Annotated in this window: 21 protein-coding genes; 13 read left to right on the top strand and 8 right to left on the bottom strand. The window is 70.2% G+C overall.

Features of this window, described 5'->3' with window-relative positions:
- Positions 1-40: 40 nt before the first annotated feature.
- Positions 41-694, bottom strand: coding sequence for a DUF3500 domain-containing protein (locus KUTG_RS61030; RefSeq protein WP_052394334.1), 654 nt, complete (start codon positions 692-694; stop codon positions 41-43).
- A 9-nt stretch (positions 695-703) separates the two neighbouring features.
- Between KUTG_RS61030 and KUTG_RS61025 the strand changes: the two genes are divergently transcribed.
- Both KUTG_RS61025 and KUTG_RS11255 read left to right on the top strand, forming a co-directional pair.
- A complete protein-coding gene (locus KUTG_RS61025; protein WP_052394333.1) occupies positions 704-1,186 on the top strand; it encodes a DUF6879 family protein in 483 nt (160 codons plus the stop codon).
- Positions 1,183-2,043, top strand: a complete 861-nt coding sequence (locus KUTG_RS11255; protein WP_052394332.1) for a helix-turn-helix domain-containing protein — start codon at positions 1,183-1,185, stop codon at positions 2,041-2,043. Before KUTG_RS61025 ends, KUTG_RS11255 begins: the two co-directional genes overlap by 4 nt.
- A gap of 4 nt (positions 2,044-2,047) precedes the next feature.
- On the opposite strand, the gene KUTG_RS11250 is transcribed toward KUTG_RS11255, so the two are convergent.
- Together KUTG_RS11250 and KUTG_RS11245 are read right to left on the bottom strand one after the other, a co-directional pair.
- Positions 2,048-3,292, bottom strand: coding sequence for a GGDEF domain-containing protein (locus tag KUTG_RS11250; protein ID WP_232240752.1), 1,245 nt, complete (start codon positions 3,290-3,292; stop codon positions 2,048-2,050).
- Between the two features lie 178 nt (positions 3,293-3,470).
- Positions 3,471-4,658: an MFS transporter gene (locus tag KUTG_RS11245; RefSeq protein ID WP_052394331.1), complete on the bottom strand. Its 1,188-nt coding sequence runs from the start codon at positions 4,656-4,658 to the stop codon at positions 3,471-3,473.
- A 184-nt stretch (positions 4,659-4,842) separates the two neighbouring features.
- On the opposite strand from KUTG_RS11245, the gene KUTG_RS11240 reads away from it, so the two are divergent.
- The 10 genes from KUTG_RS11240 (at position 4,843) to KUTG_RS11195 (ending at position 10,818) form a co-directional block, all read left to right on the top strand.
- Positions 4,843-5,385 carry a TetR/AcrR family transcriptional regulator gene (locus KUTG_RS11240; protein ID WP_198047098.1) on the top strand — a complete coding sequence of 181 codons (543 nt, stop codon included), beginning with the start codon at positions 4,843-4,845 and terminating at the stop codon, positions 5,383-5,385.
- Between the two features lie 47 nt (positions 5,386-5,432).
- Complete coding sequence (locus KUTG_RS11235; RefSeq protein ID WP_043728975.1) at positions 5,433-5,975, top strand: RNA polymerase sigma factor; 543 nt, start codon at positions 5,433-5,435, stop codon at positions 5,973-5,975.
- Positions 5,972-6,628 carry a QcrA and Rieske domain-containing protein gene (locus tag KUTG_RS11230; RefSeq protein ID WP_043716715.1) on the top strand — a complete coding sequence of 219 codons (657 nt, stop codon included), beginning with the start codon at positions 5,972-5,974 and terminating at the stop codon, positions 6,626-6,628. Before KUTG_RS11235 ends, KUTG_RS11230 begins: the two co-directional genes overlap by 4 nt.
- Positions 6,629-6,649: 21 nt before the next feature.
- The gene (locus tag KUTG_RS11225; protein WP_198047097.1) at positions 6,650-7,063 is read left to right on the top strand and encodes a cupredoxin domain-containing protein; all 414 of its coding nucleotides are present in this window, start codon (positions 6,650-6,652) and stop codon (positions 7,061-7,063) included.
- On the top strand, positions 7,060-8,010 hold the full coding sequence (locus KUTG_RS11220; protein ID WP_232240751.1) for a metallophosphoesterase family protein: 951 nt from the start codon (positions 7,060-7,062) through the stop codon (positions 8,008-8,010). Before KUTG_RS11225 ends, KUTG_RS11220 begins: the two co-directional genes overlap by 4 nt.
- Positions 8,007-8,375, top strand: coding sequence for a hypothetical protein (locus tag KUTG_RS11215; protein ID WP_043716714.1), 369 nt, complete (start codon positions 8,007-8,009; stop codon positions 8,373-8,375). Before KUTG_RS11220 ends, KUTG_RS11215 begins: the two co-directional genes overlap by 4 nt.
- 131 nt (positions 8,376-8,506) lie before the next feature.
- The gene (locus tag KUTG_RS11210) at positions 8,507-9,262 is read left to right on the top strand and encodes a nuclear transport factor 2 family protein (RefSeq protein ID WP_043716713.1); all 756 of its coding nucleotides are present in this window, start codon (positions 8,507-8,509) and stop codon (positions 9,260-9,262) included.
- 129 nt (positions 9,263-9,391) lie between these two features.
- A complete protein-coding gene (locus KUTG_RS11205) occupies positions 9,392-9,799 on the top strand; it encodes a hypothetical protein (RefSeq protein ID WP_043716712.1) in 408 nt (135 codons plus the stop codon).
- 58 nt (positions 9,800-9,857) lie between these two features.
- Complete coding sequence (locus KUTG_RS53250) at positions 9,858-10,271, top strand: helix-turn-helix domain-containing protein (RefSeq protein ID WP_052394328.1); 414 nt, start codon at positions 9,858-9,860, stop codon at positions 10,269-10,271.
- 202 nt (positions 10,272-10,473) lie between these two features.
- The gene (locus KUTG_RS11195) at positions 10,474-10,818 is read left to right on the top strand and encodes a hypothetical protein (protein WP_043716710.1); all 345 of its coding nucleotides are present in this window, start codon (positions 10,474-10,476) and stop codon (positions 10,816-10,818) included.
- Positions 10,819-10,938: 120 nt separating this feature from the next.
- Here KUTG_RS11195 and KUTG_RS61020 read toward each other — a convergent pair whose 3' ends face one another.
- Positions 10,939-11,154 (bottom strand): hypothetical protein, encoded by a 216-nt coding sequence (locus KUTG_RS61020; RefSeq protein WP_198047096.1) that lies wholly within the window; start codon positions 11,152-11,154, stop codon positions 10,939-10,941.
- A gap of 41 nt (positions 11,155-11,195) precedes the next feature.
- On the bottom strand, positions 11,196-12,239 hold the full coding sequence (locus tag KUTG_RS11185) for a Gfo/Idh/MocA family protein (RefSeq protein ID WP_052394327.1): 1,044 nt from the start codon (positions 12,237-12,239) through the stop codon (positions 11,196-11,198).
- 59 nt (positions 12,240-12,298) lie between these two features.
- Here KUTG_RS11185 and KUTG_RS11180 point away from each other — a divergent pair, with 59 nt between their 5' ends.
- Positions 12,299-12,985, top strand: a complete 687-nt coding sequence (locus KUTG_RS11180) for a class I SAM-dependent methyltransferase (RefSeq protein ID WP_043716708.1) — start codon at positions 12,299-12,301, stop codon at positions 12,983-12,985.
- Between the two features lie 22 nt (positions 12,986-13,007).
- On the opposite strand, the gene KUTG_RS11175 is transcribed toward KUTG_RS11180, so the two are convergent.
- From KUTG_RS11175 to KUTG_RS61015, 3 genes are all read right to left on the bottom strand, one after another.
- Positions 13,008-13,859, bottom strand: a complete 852-nt coding sequence (locus KUTG_RS11175; RefSeq protein ID WP_043716706.1) for an LLM class flavin-dependent oxidoreductase — start codon at positions 13,857-13,859, stop codon at positions 13,008-13,010.
- A gap of 321 nt (positions 13,860-14,180) precedes the next feature.
- Positions 14,181-15,032 (bottom strand): LLM class flavin-dependent oxidoreductase, encoded by an 852-nt coding sequence (locus tag KUTG_RS11170; protein WP_043716705.1) that lies wholly within the window; start codon positions 15,030-15,032, stop codon positions 14,181-14,183.
- Positions 15,033-15,078: 46 nt separating this feature from the next.
- Positions 15,079-15,519: helix-turn-helix transcriptional regulator (locus tag KUTG_RS61015; protein ID WP_043716703.1), on the bottom strand; the 441-nt coding region annotated here is incomplete at its 5' end.

Below are 15,519 nucleotides of genomic sequence, written 5' to 3'. Positions count from 1 at the left end.
GTTGAACGCGGGTAAGGCGTCCTTCCCTGCATCGGTGTGGTCAGCGGTGGTGGGCCGCGATGTGGCGGGCCAGCACGTCGTCGCCGAAGTCGTTCACCGGGTCCCGCCACACCGTGTGCACGTGGTTGGCCTCGCGCTGGGTGTTGTCGTACTCGGCCAGCAGGCGTGGGCCCTGCAGCCGGTAGTAGTGCGGCCGCCCCGGTTCTCTCGAACCCGCCCAGGCGAAGTGCACGTCCTTGATGGCGTCCCCGGCGAACTTCTTCGCTTCCTGCTCGGCCAGCTCGTCCGGGACCCTTGCGAGGAACGTCATGAGCACCGCTCGCAACTGGTCTCGTTGTGCTTCGGTCATGTCGTTGGCTGCCAAGCCTTTCGACTTCGCGGTCAGGCTCAGCCGGTCGTGATGCTCCGGCGTGATGCCGATGTGGGCGTCGGCCTGGCGTTGGAACTCCTCCACCGCGTCGGCCAGCCTCGGGTCGTCGAACCGCCCCCGCCACACCTCGGGCAGCCCCATCGCCTTGTCGCCTTCGCTTACGCGGGGCCGATTCCCCGTCACGAGGTCGGTCGGCGCCACCGCGCTGATCACCGCCTTGGTCGCCGTCTCATCGTCGAACGAGCCGATCAGGTCCCGGGCCAGGTCTTCGAGGGCGCCAAGCGGCCGCAGCACGTGCCCGCCCAGCAGTGGCGAGACGAGCATCGGACGCTCGTGCAGTCGATCACGAAGTCGGCGTGGCGCCTGGAGATCCAGGGCACCTACAACGAACCGAGCGAGCGCGAGCCCCTTCGGCGGTACCTGGAAGGAGAACCCGACGACCTCGAGTGGTTCGCGCGGTGGCTGACCAGGATTCGGGAGGTGACCTCGGCGGGGATCCGCTTCGAGCGGGTGCGGGTGCTCACGGACCCGCTCACCGACTACCTCGCGTATCAGCTGGCTCGCATCACCGAGCCGGCGGTCGAGGCCGGCGAGGACATTCGGATCCTGACGGCGGCAGCGGCGGTCGAGCTCGCGTTGCCGCCGGTGGACTTCTGGGTCCTCGACGACGAGCGCGTGCTGCTGCCCACGTTCGTCGACCACACGCTCGTCGGCGGCGAGCTCATCGACGACCCCGCTGAAGTCGTCCGCTTCCGGAGTGTCCGGGCACGGGCATGGGATCATGCTGTCCCGTTCCGGGAGTACATGAGACTGTGATCGAGGAGAGCGTGGTCAGCGACTTCGAGACGCGGCGCCTTGCGTTCGGCGACAAGCTGCGCAGGCTGCGCGAACAGGCCGGCCTGAAGGGCAGCGAGCTCGCGGAGCGTCTCGGCTGGGCAGGCTCGAAGGTGTCGAAGATCGAAACCGGCAAGCAGACCGCGACCGACACCGACCTCAGCGACTGGTGCGTGGAGGTCGGCGCGCCCGTGTCGACCGCCGACGAGCTACGGGCCGAGCTGCGCAACCTGAGGGTCCAACAGCTCGGCTGGAGTCGGCAGTTGCGTGCCGGCCATCGGGCACGGCAGGAGCTGAGCGCGTCGACTTGGCGCACCGCGATCCAAATCCGTGGCGTCGCTTCGAAGCTTGTGCCCGGCGTGTTGCAGACCGCCGACTACATGCGCGCGGTCTTCGAGCGGCAAGCGAGTCTGCTGCGTGTTCCCCGGGACATCGACGCATCCATCGCCGCGCGGCTGGAGCGGCAGCAGCTGCTGTATCAGCCGGGCCGAGACATCGAGATCCTCGTCGCCGAGACCGCGCTGACCAACCCGCCGTGCTCGCCGCAGGTGATGGCCGCACAGGTCGACCGGTTGGTGTCGGTGGTCGGGCTGCCCACGGTCCGGTTCGGCATCGTGCCGCTGTACCGTCCGCTGCCCGTTCTGCTGCAGGACAGCTTCTGGATCTTCGACGACGCCGTGCAGGTCGAGGCGGTCACGACCGACGACCGCATCACGGACCCCGACCAGGTGGCCGTGTTCAACCGGCTCGCCGACGAGCTGTGGTCGGCGGCCGTCACCGGCAATGAGGCCCAAGCTGTGTTGCTCGCGGTCGGCCGACGGTGGGCCGAGGCGCGATAGGCCTTCAGCCTGCCGGGGGTGCGAGGCGGACGCGGTCGCGGCCGGCGGCTTTGGCGGCGTAGAGGGCGGTGTCGGCGGCGAGTTGGAGGTCGTCGAGGCTGGTGATGCCGGGGCTGGGGTAGAGGGCGCCGCCGATGGAGACGGTCTGGTCGGTGACCTGGCCGTCGCCGGGGATGTCGACGGTGAGGGAGCGGACGCGGTGGCGGAGGCGCTCGGCGATCTCGTGCAGCTCGGAGGGGGAGACCTCGGGCAGCAGGATGGCGAACTCCTCGCCGCCCCAACGGCATGCGGCGTCGTAGCTGCGGACGGCGTCGTTGATGGTGTCGGCGACGGCGCGGAGGACCTGGTCGCCGGCTAGGTGGCCGTGGGTGTCGTTGAGCCGCTTGAAGTGGTCGAGGTCGAGCATGAGCACGCCGAGGCAGGCACGGGAGGCCTCGGCGCGGGTGAAGGCGCCCTCGGCGATCTGGTGCCACCAGTTGGGCGTGTAGAGCCCGGTCTTGCCGTCAGTCTGGGAGGCGCGGCGGAACTGGGGCAGCAACACGCTGCGGTGCAAGGCATAGAGGCCGACGACGACGCCGATGAGCAGCCGCGGGTCGTACTCGACGAGCCCGGCGGCGGCGAGGCCGATGCCCATGGCGCCGGCTTCGAGGACCTGCTCGCCGAACTCGCCGACGATCTGGCCGGCCCGCAGGTCGGGCGAGGAGACGAGGATCGCGCCGAGGATGAGGGAGTAGTTGATCAGCCACCGGACCAGGGCGGCAGCCAGGATGAAGGCGATGCCGATCCAGCCCTCCGGCAAGCCGGGATGCGGCCCGGGGGCGGCCAGCAGCAGGACGGCGGACGCCTGCGTGGCCAGTAGCACGGTGGCGGCGCTGAACACCCACTTGTACAGCGGCCGACGGCCCCGCCACACGCGGAACCACACGTAGGTCTGGGTGAACACGACCAGGGCGGTGGCCAGCGGCGCGGGCAGGATCAACACGGCGGTGAAGTGCCACACGGTCAGGCCGTCGACGAAAGGCCCGGCCCCGGACGCCAGTTTGCGGGCGCGCTCGATCGACCGTGACAGCTCGACGTGGGCCAGCACGCAGCCGAAAAGAACACCGAGCCGGATCCAATCAGTCTCGGTGACGGGCAGGATTCCGGCCGTGGCACCGGTGGCGATCACCGCCAGGGCGTCGACGATCAGCACGTACGCCAGCACGTGCCGAGGCGTGGTCCACACCTCGAAGCCGCGGACCCATCCCACGCACAGCAGCGTAACCGAACTGGCGCATCCGGAGTCTGCGCTGGTAGGAGACCATATGAACCGCACCCGGTTGGCCCAGCGTCCCCTAGGACACCCGCCTGGAGAACGAGGAGGTGAGCTGCGATGCGTGAGAACACCTGGCGCGAGAACACCTGGAAGTGACCCGTTCGGCGGAGTCTCAGCTCGCCGCGCGTCGCCAGGCAACACCGGCGGCGACGGCGGCGACCACGCCGGCCGCCCCCGCGAGTCCGACCACGGCGGCCGGCGTGAGGACCTGAGCCAGCAGACCGGCCAGCACGATGCCGACGCCCTGCGCCGCCTGCATCGCCGCGCTGGCCAGGCCGATCGCCTGCCCCCTCGACTCGTCCGGCACCCGCTGCACGAAAGCGCCCTGCACCACCATGTCGTGCGCGCTGGCCAGGCCGGACACCGCCCACAGCGCCACGGACACCGCCAACACGGGGGCCCAGCCGCTCGGAACCAGGACCGCGCACGTCGCGACGGTCAGCGGCGCCATCAGCCGTAACCGCAGGTCGGGGCGGACGCTCTTGAGCCAGATCATGCCGACGATCGAGCCGGCCGGGACCGCCGCCAGCAGCCAGCCCACCGCGCCCGTGCCCTGGCCCAGCTGGGCCGCGTACGGCACTGCCAGCGACTCCGGCACCACATAGAAGCCGTTCACGCAGGCGATCGCCACGAGGGCCCTGAGCTGCGGATTTTCGGTGACGATACGGATTCCGGCACCCAGGTTCACCCGCTGCCCGGCTCGCGGCGGCCGATGCCGGCCGACGCCCAGTCGAACCAGGGCGGCCGACGCCGCGAAGGTCGCCGCGTCGATCATCAACGTGGTCGAGGTGCCCAGGTACGTCACCAGCGTCGCACCGATCGCGATGCCGCCGACCAGGCCGAGCTGGTCGGTCGTGCGCATTACCGCCAGGCCGACCATGTACCGGTCGCCCGGCAGCACCGCAGGCAACACCGCGTTGCGCGCAGCCGAGAACGGCGCGAACGGCAGTTGCACCAGGCACAGCAGCACCACCAGCACCGCGATCGGCTGGCCCGGGATCACCATGACCGCCACCAGCGCCGCGCGGGTCAGGTCCGCCGCCACCATCACCGTCCGGCGGTCGAACCGATCCGCCAGTCCCGCCAACAACGTCCCGCCGGCCAGGTTGGGCAGGATCGTCATCGCGTACGTCAACGCGGTCCACGCCGGCGAGTGGGTGCGCTCGAACACCAGCACCGACAGCGCCACCCGGGCCAGCTGATCGCCGATCCTCGACTGCGCGTGGGCCAGCCACAGCACGCGGAACTGGCCCACCGCCGCCACGTCCCGCCACCGCGCCGCCGCCACACCACCCGCCACCCCGACACCATCGCACGAAGTGACGACCCGGTCACTCAAATGCCAGCGCCCACTCGCCGGCCGGCGCCCGCTTTTTCGCCACATGCGCTTCCCATATGGCGGCTGATGCCACATGGGAAGCGCATGTGGCGTTAGGTAGGGTTGGATGCGGAGTCGGTTCCGCTTAGATCCCCTGGAGGCCGCCGTGGCGGAGCGTCGCAAGCTGCGGGCGGACGCCCAGCGCAACGAGGATCGCCTGCTGGTCGCCGCGGCCGCGGCCTTCACCCGGGACGGCGCGAACGCCTCCGTGAAGGACATCGCCAAAGAAGCGGGGGTGGGCGTCGGCACCCTCTACCGGCGATTCCCGTCCAAGGAGCTGCTGATCGAGGCCACGTACCGCAACGAGGTGCAACGCCTGTGCGACGCCGCGCCCGACCTGGCGACCGAGCTGCCGCCCGCGGGGGCGCTGCGGGCGTGGATGGAACGCTTCATCGACTTCATGACCACCAAGGACGGCATGGCGGACGTGCTCCGCGTCGTCCTGACGGACGAGGGCGAGAAGCTGGAGACCCGGGCGATGCTGGCGACCGCCATCGAACGCCTGCTCACGGCGGACATGCGGCCCGACGCCAACGCCCACGACGTGCTGATGGCCCTCGGCGGCATCAGCCTGATCGCCGCCAGCGAGGGTCGGCGCGACCTGGCCGGCCGGCTGATCGACCTGCTGCTGCACGGCATCCTCGTGTAACCCCGCTCCGTACCCGTCTTCGGGACGGGTGGAGGATGGTGGGCAGCGTGGGCGAGCGGCAACGAGCCGAGCCGAGGGGGCTGCACCTGGTGGGCGAGGAGGTCTACGCCGACTGGGAAGCGGTCTACCGGGACAACATCGGCCGGATTCACCGGCTGATGTACGCCAAGGTCGGCAACCGGCCGGATGCGGAGGATCTGACGACCGAGGTGTTCCTGACGGCGCTGCGGCCGCTGCGGATCTCGGCCAGCGTCGGCGAGGTCCGGTCCTACCTGCTGGCCACGGCCCGCACGGTGCTGGCGGACTACTGGCGGCGCACCCTCGGTCGCGAGATCACCACTCTCGACGAGGAGTTGGGCATGTCGACGCCGGAGCCGGCGCCGACGGACCCGACCGCGCCGGCCCGGGCGGCGGCGATACTGGCCGAGCTGCCCGAGCGCTATCGGCGGATCCTCGAGCTGCGGTTTCTCGGCGCGTGCTCGATCAAGGAGGCCGCGGCCGAGATGGGGGTCTCCATCGGCAACGCGAAGGTGCTGCAACACCGAGCCCTTCGGCAGGCCGCGACGGTGGCGGAAGGGATGCTGTCGTGAAGACTCCAGTGTGGCGGTACGTCGAGGACCTGCTGGCCGGGCGCCGGCCGCGCCGGTTCCGGCCCGACGAGGACGATGCCGCGCAGGTGCGGGCGGCGATCCTGTTGCGGGCGGCGGAGGATCCCGGGGAGCCGTCGGCGGAGTTCGTGGCGAGCCTGCATGACCGGCTGGCCGCCGAGATGGACGGGGAGAAGCCGGCCAACCGCCGGCGTTTCGTCAAGGTCACGACGGCGGCCGCGGCCGCCGTGGCGGTCGGAGCCGGCGTCGACCACGTGATCACCGACGCTGTGACGGCCGCGGCGCCGAAGGACCAGAACCTGGTGCCGGACGACGGGGAATGGCGGCCCGTGGTGGCCTCCGCGGACCTGCCCGACGGCAGCGTGCGGCCGTTCGATCTCGGTGCGGTGGCGGGGTTCCTGCGGCGTGACGGCGCCGAGGTGTCGGCGGTGTCGGCCGTCTGCACCCATCTCGGCTGCCGGCTGCGGCTGGACGCCCCGGAGCGCAAGCTGAACTGCCCGTGCCACCGCACGTCGTTCAATGTGGACGGATCCTTGGCCACGCATGAGCTTCCGGTGGCCCCGCCGCCGCTGCCGCACGTGCTGGCCCGGGAGTCCAACGGCCACGTCGAGGTTTTCGTGCCGCCGTCGGCGTAACCCCGCCCCGTATCCCATGGCATGAGGAAATCCCGTGGGACAAGGGAAATCGCGGTGGTCGGTCTGGCGCTCGTGGCGCTGGCCGCCTGTAGCCCGGCCCAGTCGTCGACCGCCACGAGCCCGACGTCCGGCATGGACATGCCGTCCAGCTCACAGTCCACACCGGACAAGCCGGTGGCGACGAACACCGTGTCCATCAAGAACTTCGTCTTCGATCCGGCCAGCATCACGGTCAAGGTCGGCACCACGGTCACCTGGACCAACGCCGACCAGGACCCGCACACCGTCACCAGCGACGGCAAGTCCGGCCCGCTCAACTCCAAGCCGCTCAACCAGGGCGACACCTATCGGTACACCTTCACCCAGGCCGGCACGTTCTCCTATCTCTGCACCATCCACCCGTTCATGACCGCGACCGTGACGGTGACGCCGTGAGTGAATCCACAGAGGACGAACGCGGCATGACCCGCCGGCAGCTGATGCGCCACACCGCCTGGTTCGGCGCGGCCGTGGTGCTCACGGTCGCCGGCGGCGAGGTGATCAGCCACATCTCCGCCGGCCCGGCCGGCGCGGCCGCCCCCGACCCGTTCGCCGATCCGCACGCGCTGCGGTTCGTGCAGGTCAGCGACAGCCATATCGGCTTCAAGGGCACGGCCAACACCGCCGTCGAACAGTCCTTCACCCACGCCGTGAACCAGGTCAACGCGCTGCCGTTCCGGCCGGACTTCGTGATGCACACCGGGGATCTCACCCACCTGTCGACGCCGGGCCAGTTCGACCAGGTCAAGCAGATGATGAGCCGTCTCAACACGTCCCAGACGCTGACCGTGCCCGGCGAGCACGACTCCGTGGACGACGCGGGCCAGAAGTACCGGGCGGCCTTCGGCGCGGGCACCGCGGGCGACGGCTGGTACAGCTTCGACCTGAAGGGCGTGCACTTCCTGGCCCTGGTCAACACCTTGAGCCTGGAGAAGCTGGGCCACCTCGGCGCCGACCAGTTGGAGTTCATCCGCAAGGACGTCGCCAGGCTGTCCTCGGACACGCCGATCGTGGTGTTCAGCCACATCCCGCTGTTCGCCATGTATCCGGCCTGGGGCTGGGGCACCGATGACGCCGTGCAGGCGCTGTCCTACCTCCGCCGGTTCTCCTCGGTGACGTGTCTCAACGGGCATGTGCACCAGCTGTTCACCAAGACCGAAGGCAACATCACCTTCCACAGCGCGACCACAACCGCGTATCCACTGCCCAAACCCGGCGTCGGCCCCGCGCCGACCCCGGTCACGCTGCCGGCCGGCAAGCTCGCCGACGCGCTCGGCATCCGCGAAGTCGCCTACCGGCCGGGAAATCCGGGATTGGCCGTGAAGGACGTGAAGCTGTCATGACCAGGTACATCTGCGCGGTGCTGCTCGCCGCCGCCGGTTTTGTCCACGCAGACCTGTACCTGCACGGTTATCGGGCGATTCCCCTTGTCGGGCCGGCGTTTCTGCTCCAGGCCAGCGGCTCGTTCGCGATCGCCGTGCTGCTGCTGGTGAGCAACGTGCTGATCCTGCGGCTGGCCGCCGCCGGACTCGCGGCCGGCGCGCTGGCAGGCTTCGTCATGTCCCGCACGGTCGGCATCGGCACCTTCGTCGAGCGCGGTTTCGATCCCGCACCGCAGGCATTGATCAGCGTGCTCCTGGAGGTCGCCGTCGTGGTTCTGCTTGCGGCTCCCTGGCTTGTCGGCCGGCTCCGGACGGTGCGTGCCTAGAACGCCTCGGGATATGTCCACTTTTGACCATACGTGGGCGTGAACCGACCTCGTTCGGACGCGCCGTGGGGGAGAGGGTGAAGCGGTGCCCGGCGGACACCCCGTCCGCCGCGAACCGATGAGGACACCCCATGAGCAACAAGGATCTGGTGCTGCAGGCCGTCGGCGAGCTGTTCGGCGACGCCGACCCCGGCGCGGTGGACCGCTGGGTGGCGCCCGACTACCGTCAGCACAGCGCGCTGGCCGCCGACGGTCCCGAGGGTCTGCGGGCCCTGGTTTCCCAGCTGCCCAGCGGTTTCCGCTACGAGCTGGCCCGCGTGCTGGTCGACGGCGACCTAGTCGCGCTGCACGGCGTCTACCACGGCTTCGGCCCGGTGCCGCTGGTCGCGTTCGACCTGTTTCGGGTGGCGGACGGCAAGCTCGCCGAGCACTGGGACGCACTGACCCCGCTGGTGGAGAACACCGCCAGCGGTCGCACGCAGACCGACGGCCCGTCGGCGCCGTTCGCCTCCGGGCTGACCGAGCACAACCGGTCCCTGGTCGCCGTTTTCGCACAGAAGGTGTTGCAGGACGCGGATTACTCCGTGCTGACGGACTTCATCTCCACCGAGTCCTACCACCAGCACAACCCCGAGGCGGCCGACGGCCTCGACGGTTTCAGCGCCGCCGCCGGGGAGTGGGCCAAGCAGGGCAAGCACCTGGCGTACAAGACGATCCACCGCGTCATCGCCGACGGCGACCTGGTGCTCGTGCAGTCCGAGGGCGAGTTCGGCGTGCCGGTCGCGTACTGGGACCTGTTCCGGGTGGAGGACAACAAGATCGTCGAGCACTGGGACGTCATCGCGCCGATCCCGGCCCAGCTGCCGCACGGCAACGGCCTGTTCTGACCATCAGGCGGCGAGGTCCAGCCGCAGCACCGGCTCGCCGTCCTCCACCTCACCCGTCGGCTCGAACCCGTACTTCCGGTAGAACAGCCCCCGGCCCGTCCAGCGCGCACCGCTTCCCGGTTCTCGCCCGTGTTCTCGACCAACCGCACCGTGCCCGACATTCCGCTCACCCTGTTCGCCTCCGCGTCGGGCGGAGGCGAACCGCCCTATCGGGCGGACCGGCAGTGGGTGGCCCAGGATCCACGAGGCGTGAACCGGCCGCCGCCACTCCTCTACACCTACGTCAGCGACTTCCTACGCCACGCGGGTATGGAGGGTCAGACGGGAACGGTGCTGTCCGTCCTCGTCGCCACGTCAGTGCTGGGCATCCCGATGGTCGGCGCGCATAGCGACCGTCACCTCCGCAAGCTCGTGCTCTCCGACGTTCCCGCTCTGGTCCACATCGCCGCCGGGGCCTGGCCGGTCCAGGATCCCCGCTGCTGTTCGTTCAGCCGGCCTCGGGCGGGGTCACGGGCAGAACCCTGGCCGATCACTTGAATGCTCACATCGGCGTTGCTACGTTTTGTGAACATTCAAGTAACTCGTGGGTGATGTCATGCCACTGTCCGCAGTCCGGCCGCCGGCCGGGGCCTGGGAGGAGCACGCCATCCGCTCGCTCGCGGACGGCGTGGGCGCCAACGCCTGGGCCCGCCGCGCCCAACTGGTGCTGGCGGCCTGGCGCGGCGAGTCCGTCACCTCGATCGCCAGCGACGCCGGCCTGACCCCGCACACGGTCAAGCGCTGGCTGGCCGCGTTCGACGAGCAGGGCGTGCAAGGCCTGATGGCGCAACCGGGTTCGGGCCGCCGTTCCACCATCACCGAGCGGGACCGCGACCGGATCGTCGCCGTCGCCGGCAAGCGCCACTGGACGCTGGAGGCGCTCGCGGAGGCGGTCCGCGCCGACGGCATTCGCCTCAGCGCGAGCCAGCTCCGCAAGATCCTCATCGCCGCCGGCGTCAGCTGGCGCTGACCGGCGCCTTGTTTCGGTGTCATCGAGTAAACCCATGCCCGGCGCACGGTCTACATCGGACACTCGTCGGTGCGGCCCCGGATCGCCGTGCCTGCGCTCGGTCCACCGAGGCGTGACCAGCCCGGCGAATCCCCTGCGCGGATCGCGCGACGCCCCTATGCTCCGATGTGAACGATCCACAACTGAGCAGGGGGAAAGACAAGTGTCGCTCACACGTGCGCTGACATCCGTGGGACTCGCCGCGCTGGCCGCCGTCGGCTTCGCGTTGCCGGCCGCTGCCGCGCCCACGGCCAACCAGGGCGTGTTCACCGCCGACGGTGTGAAGATCCGCACCTGCGCCGCGACGACCTGCACGGGCAAGGGCTCGGGCTACAAGGGCCAGTCCGTGACCGTGTACTGCTACAAGTACGGCACCGCGCCCGGCCCGGGCTTCAACGAGGTGTGGTTCTCCGTGCGCGACAACGCCACCGGCGTCAGCGGCTTCGCCCACTCCGGCGGCCCCGACCAGCGGTACTTCACCGGCACGGCCGGCGTTCCCCAGTGCTGAGGGCCGCCACCAGGCCCTGAAGGATCCCGGTCAGCACCTCGACTGGGATCTCCGCGGTGAAGACCATCCCCGCGTGCTCGGGATGCTCGCGGAGGTGGTCTTCACGCCAGAACTGGGCAGTCAGCACGCGGACAGGCCGGGGAAGGGCACGGCCGCGGGCGGCAACCGATCCAGGGTGAGTCCGACGTAGTGCCGGAACTGCGGCACGTAGACGGTGTTGTCGTGGCAGGTCAGCCACTCGTCGGCGGCCCACAGATCCACCCGGCGCATGTCGGTTCCGTCGGAGTCGCCGACTTCCGCCGCGAAGGTGCGCTTGTCACCGAGGAGGAGGACCACCGGGGCACGGTGCCAGCCCCGGCGGCCGATCCACAAGCGACTTAGTGCCAGGGCTCGTCGTCCACGCGGACGGCGAGGCCGCTGTCGGCCGCTTCCTCGATGGCCAGGGCGATGCGGTGGTCCTGGATGCCGTCGGCCAGGGGATAGGGCGCCGGCCCCTCGTCACGGACCCAGCGGCCCATGTCCTGCAACAGGGTGGCGATGGCGATCTCCTCGTCGTTCCACCGTTTTCCCTGGTACGGGTTGCGGTAGAGGACCTCGTCGCCGAAGGTGATGTGGTCGGTGTCGTAGCCGTCGAGGTCGAGGTCGTAGCCGGTCTGCCGGCGCACGATCTCGCCGCGCACGATGGTCTTCGGCGCGGTCAGACGCACAACCTCGTTGTCCCGCAACTCACCCAGGGTGCCGCGCACGAGGATTCGCCGCATCAGCAGCTGGTTGTGCCACTGGTTGTCGGTGAAGTCGTACAGCCCCAGGCCGCCACCCTCGAACTCGACGGTGGCGATGGTCGTCGAGGCGTCCTTGACCTCGGCCGGATCGGCCCAACCGTCGCGGGTCAACGGATCCGTCAGCCGGGCGATGGTCCGCACCGCCCGCACGTCGGCCCGTCCAAGGCCGATGCCGAGCAGGGTCCGCATCAACGACACGGCGTGGTACTGGTGCGTCGACGACACGTCAACGCGAGTCGGTTCGCCCAGCACTCCCTTACGCACCAAGGCCACCCGCGCGGCATGTGACGGCATCCGGGTGTACTGCTCCGCCACCTGCACCAGACCCGTGGACCCGACGCGAGCCCACAGCTCCCGCAATCCCGCCACGTCCGGCGCCGGCGGCGTCTCCGCCAATACCGGCACCCCCGCCGCGGCCAGCTCCGCCACCAGCGACGGCGTCACCGCCCACGGCGTCGCCGTCACCACGAAATCGGGCCCCGCCGCCAGGCATTCGTCCACGGTCCGGAACACCGGCACCGGCAGGTCGCTCCTGCTGCGGGACACCACCCCGACGCAGTCCAGGTCGTCCAGCTCCGCCGCCAGCCGCCAGAAGAACTCCGCCCGCCAGCCCGTGCCCACGATCGCGAATCCACTCACAAGACCCCATCCAACCAGCGGAAACGATAAGATCAAGGCTCACGGGGGAGGGCCTTCACATGGATCGCCGCATTCGTTGCGTCGAGGACGTGCTGAGCGTGCTGGACGGCCTGTTCGCCATCGACGCCGCCTGGTGGGACCGCTTCTACGCCGACCGCTCGCGGCCGGTGCCGTTCTTCGCCGTCGAGCCGGACGAGAGCCTGGTGTCATACCTGGAACGCGGTCTCGTCACGCCCGGCCGGGCCCTGGACGTCGGCTGCGGCGCGGGCCGGAACGCTCTCTACCTCGCGGCCGAGGGCTTCACGGTGGAAGGCGTCGACCTGTCGTCCGAGGCGATCGCCTGGGCCGAGGATCGGGCCCGGGAAACCGGCGTCATGGTCGATTTCCGTTGCCAGAACGCGTTCTCGGTGACCGGGACGTACGACCTGATCTACGACTCCGGCTGCTTCCACCACCTGCCGCCGCACCGCCGGATCAGCTACCTCCAGCTGCTGGACCGCGCGCTGGCGCCGGGCGGACACCTCGCCCTCACGTGTTTCACCACCGAGGAGGGCTCCAGCCGTCCCGACGCCGACTTCTACCGGAACCCGGTGCTGGACGGGGGAGTCGGCTACGAGCCCGACGACCTGCGCTGGATCTTCGCCGACCTGGCCGAGGTGGAAATCCGGCGCATGCGGGAGGGCACCCCGCACTTCGGCGTGGACTTCCTGTGGACGGCGCTGTTCCGGAAAAGGCCGGAGGCGTGAGCAGCCCCCGGCCTTCAGGACGTCACAGCACGATTTCGGCGAGCCGCTCGATGTCGTCGAGGTCGTCGGTGGTGGGGTTGAGGATCAGGTCGGTGGCCCCGATGGCCTCGAAGCTCTTCACGGTCTCCCGCAGCTTCTCGGCGGTGTCGGACATGTTGGCCGACACCAGGTCGGCGAACTCGCCGGACACGACGTAGTAGTCGTGCACGTTGGCGCGGCCCTTGTCGGGGTCGCCCAGCGCGAAGTAGGCGATGGCGACGAGGCGCTGCTCCTCGGTGCGGCCGGCGGCCTGCCACGCGGCGCGGGCCTGGTCGAAGTGGCCGGCCACCCAGTCGGCGGGCACGGAGCCGGCGACGTAGCCGACGCCCCACTTGGCCATGCGGTTGAACGAGGCCTCGGCCATGCCGCCGAACAGCATCGGCACCTCACGGGTGCCGGCGGGCACGCCGGGGTTGGCGCCGCCGCCGACGGGCTGCCCGGTCCAGAACTTGCGGTACTCCTCGAGGTCGGCGTCGATCCGCTTGCCGAGGCCCTTCGGGCCGCGGCCCTCGACGACGAAGTCGTCCTCGCGGCCGCCGATGCCGAAGCCGATGGTGAGCCGTCCGCCGGAGACGCCGTCGATGCCGGCCAGCTCCTTGGCCAGCAGCTGCGCCGGCCACACCGGGGCCAGCATGACGTTGCTGATCAGGCCGATGGTGCTGGTCGCGCCGGCCGCGGCGGCCAGCGTGACGCTGTCCATGACGCCGGGGTAGGCGATGCGGCCGACGGTGCCCAGGGTGGAGAAGCCGGCCGTCTCGGCCCGCCGGGCCCAGGCCGGGATCACCGTGGGGTCGACGTCGCGCACCTGGTTGGGAAGTCCGATGCCGATCTTCATCAAGGTACTCCTGTAAGAAACTATTGAGTGTTCAATCGACAGCCTATCCAATCATCCCTGACACGCAAGGGCCCTCGTCCCCCGGAACCTCGGTGGACGGAAGGCGGCGGGAGACTGCCCGATCGGTCTACGGCACGGCCTCGGGCGAGCCACTGACGCCGTCGGCGATCTCGTCGCCGGCGATGGAGCACCAGTCGCGCATGTCGGCGCAGCCCTTGCCAACGTCTCCGAGGGCGAAGTAGGCGATGGCGACCAGGCGGATCTCCTCGGTGCGACCGGCTTGCTTCCGTGCGGCGCGGGACTGCCCGTTCGCGCGCTGCGTCAGAACACGATTTCGGCCAGACGGTCGATGTCGGTCACATCGTCGGTGGCCGGCACGAGCATGTACTCGGTGACGCCCAGTGCCCGGAAAGCGGCAACTGTCGCCCGCACGGACTCCGCGTCATGGCTGAGGTGCGCCGCGGCCATGTCGGCGTACTCGCCCATACCGGCGTAGTAGTCGAGCACGTTGGCGCGGCCCCGGTCGGGGTCGCCGAGGGCGAAGTAGCCGCCGGCGACCAGGCGCTGCTCCTCGACGCGGCCGGCCTCCCGCCACGCGGCCCGGGCCTGGTCGAAGAAGACGGCGGCGTCGGCGGCGGGCAGGCCGGGGACGATGTATCCCGCGCCCCACTTGGCCATCCGCTTGAACGAGGCCGCGGCCGTGCCGCCGATCAGCATCGGCACCTCGCGCGTTCCGGTCGGCACGCCGGGATTGGCGCCGCCGCCGACCGGCTGCCCGGTCCACACCTCCCGGTAGCTCTCCAGGTCGGCGTCCAGGCGCTTGCCGAGGCCCTTCATGCCGAGCCCCTCGACGACGAAGTCGTCCTCACGGCCGCCGAGGCCGATGCCGAGCGTGAGCCGTCCGCCGGAGACGCCGTCGATGCCGGCGAGTTCCTTGGCCAGCAACCGCCCGGGCCACACGGTCGTCAGCATCACCTGGCTGAGCAGGCCGATCGTGCTGGTCGCGCCGGCCGCCGCGGCCAGCGCCACGGTGTCCATCACGCCCGGGTAGGCGATCCGGCCGATGGTGCCCAGCGCCGAGAAACCGGCCGCCTCGGCCCGCTTCGCCCACTCCGGGATCACCGTGGGATCGACGTCGCGGACCTGGTTCGGCATGCCGATGCCGATCTTCATGGCCACTCCCCAGTTAGTCAGTAATCATGACAGTAACGAATACTGACTACTCGGGCAACCGGGCCAGCGACGCCGTCAGCCGGGCCACCAGCGTGGCCATGGCCGACCGCAGCTCGGGGCCTTCCTCGATGCGGAACGGCAGCGGCACGCCTGCCAGCCACTCCTGCGCGTACATCTCGGGATTGTTGGTGCTGCCCACCAGCACGCAGCCGTCGCCGTGCGGCTCCAGCCGCCCCATCGGCCCCCGGATCCACGGCGCGACCCGCGCCACCGGCGCGTCGAACACCACCCGGGTCGAGTACTGCCAGCCCGCGCCGAGGTTCTCCTCCAGGGATTTCACCGGATCGAGGTCCTCGGGCGGCTCGAACTCCAGCGCCGTCGGCTCGACGGCGCGGATCCGGTCGATGCGGTACGTCCGAACGGCCTCGGCCCGATGCGAGTGGCAGAGCAGGTACCAGCGCCCGTGGCGCGCGACCACCGCCCACGG

Source organism: Kutzneria sp. 744 (genome assembly GCF_000568255.1).
Lineage (GTDB): Bacteria > Actinomycetota > Actinomycetes > Mycobacteriales > Pseudonocardiaceae > Kutzneria.
The sequence above is the reverse complement of the archived record's forward strand: the minus strand, read 5'-3'. Positions and strand labels throughout refer to the sequence as shown.

Bases quoted from the DNA above. Each gene is read 5' to 3' on its own strand.
- KUTG_RS11210 (WP_043716713.1), top strand. From the start codon at position 8,507: ATGAGCAACAAGGATCTGGTGCTGCAGGCCGTCGGCGAGCTGTTCGGC.
- KUTG_RS11170 (WP_043716705.1), bottom strand. From the start codon at position 15,032: ATGAAGATCGGCATCGGCATGCCGAACCAGGTCCGCGACGTCGATCCC.
- KUTG_RS53250 (WP_052394328.1), top strand. From the start codon at position 9,858: ATGCCACTGTCCGCAGTCCGGCCGCCGGCCGGGGCCTGGGAGGAGCAC.
- KUTG_RS11225 (WP_198047097.1), top strand. From the start codon at position 6,650: ATGAGGAAATCCCGTGGGACAAGGGAAATCGCGGTGGTCGGTCTGGCG.
- KUTG_RS11175 (WP_043716706.1), bottom strand. From the start codon at position 13,859: ATGAAGATCGGCATCGGACTTCCCAACCAGGTGCGCGACGTCGACCCC.
- KUTG_RS11215 (WP_043716714.1), top strand. From the start codon at position 8,007: ATGACCAGGTACATCTGCGCGGTGCTGCTCGCCGCCGCCGGTTTTGTC.
- KUTG_RS61030 (WP_052394334.1), bottom strand. From the start codon at position 694: ATGCTCGTCTCGCCACTGCTGGGCGGGCACGTGCTGCGGCCGCTTGGC.
- KUTG_RS11180 (WP_043716708.1), top strand. From the start codon at position 12,299: ATGGATCGCCGCATTCGTTGCGTCGAGGACGTGCTGAGCGTGCTGGAC.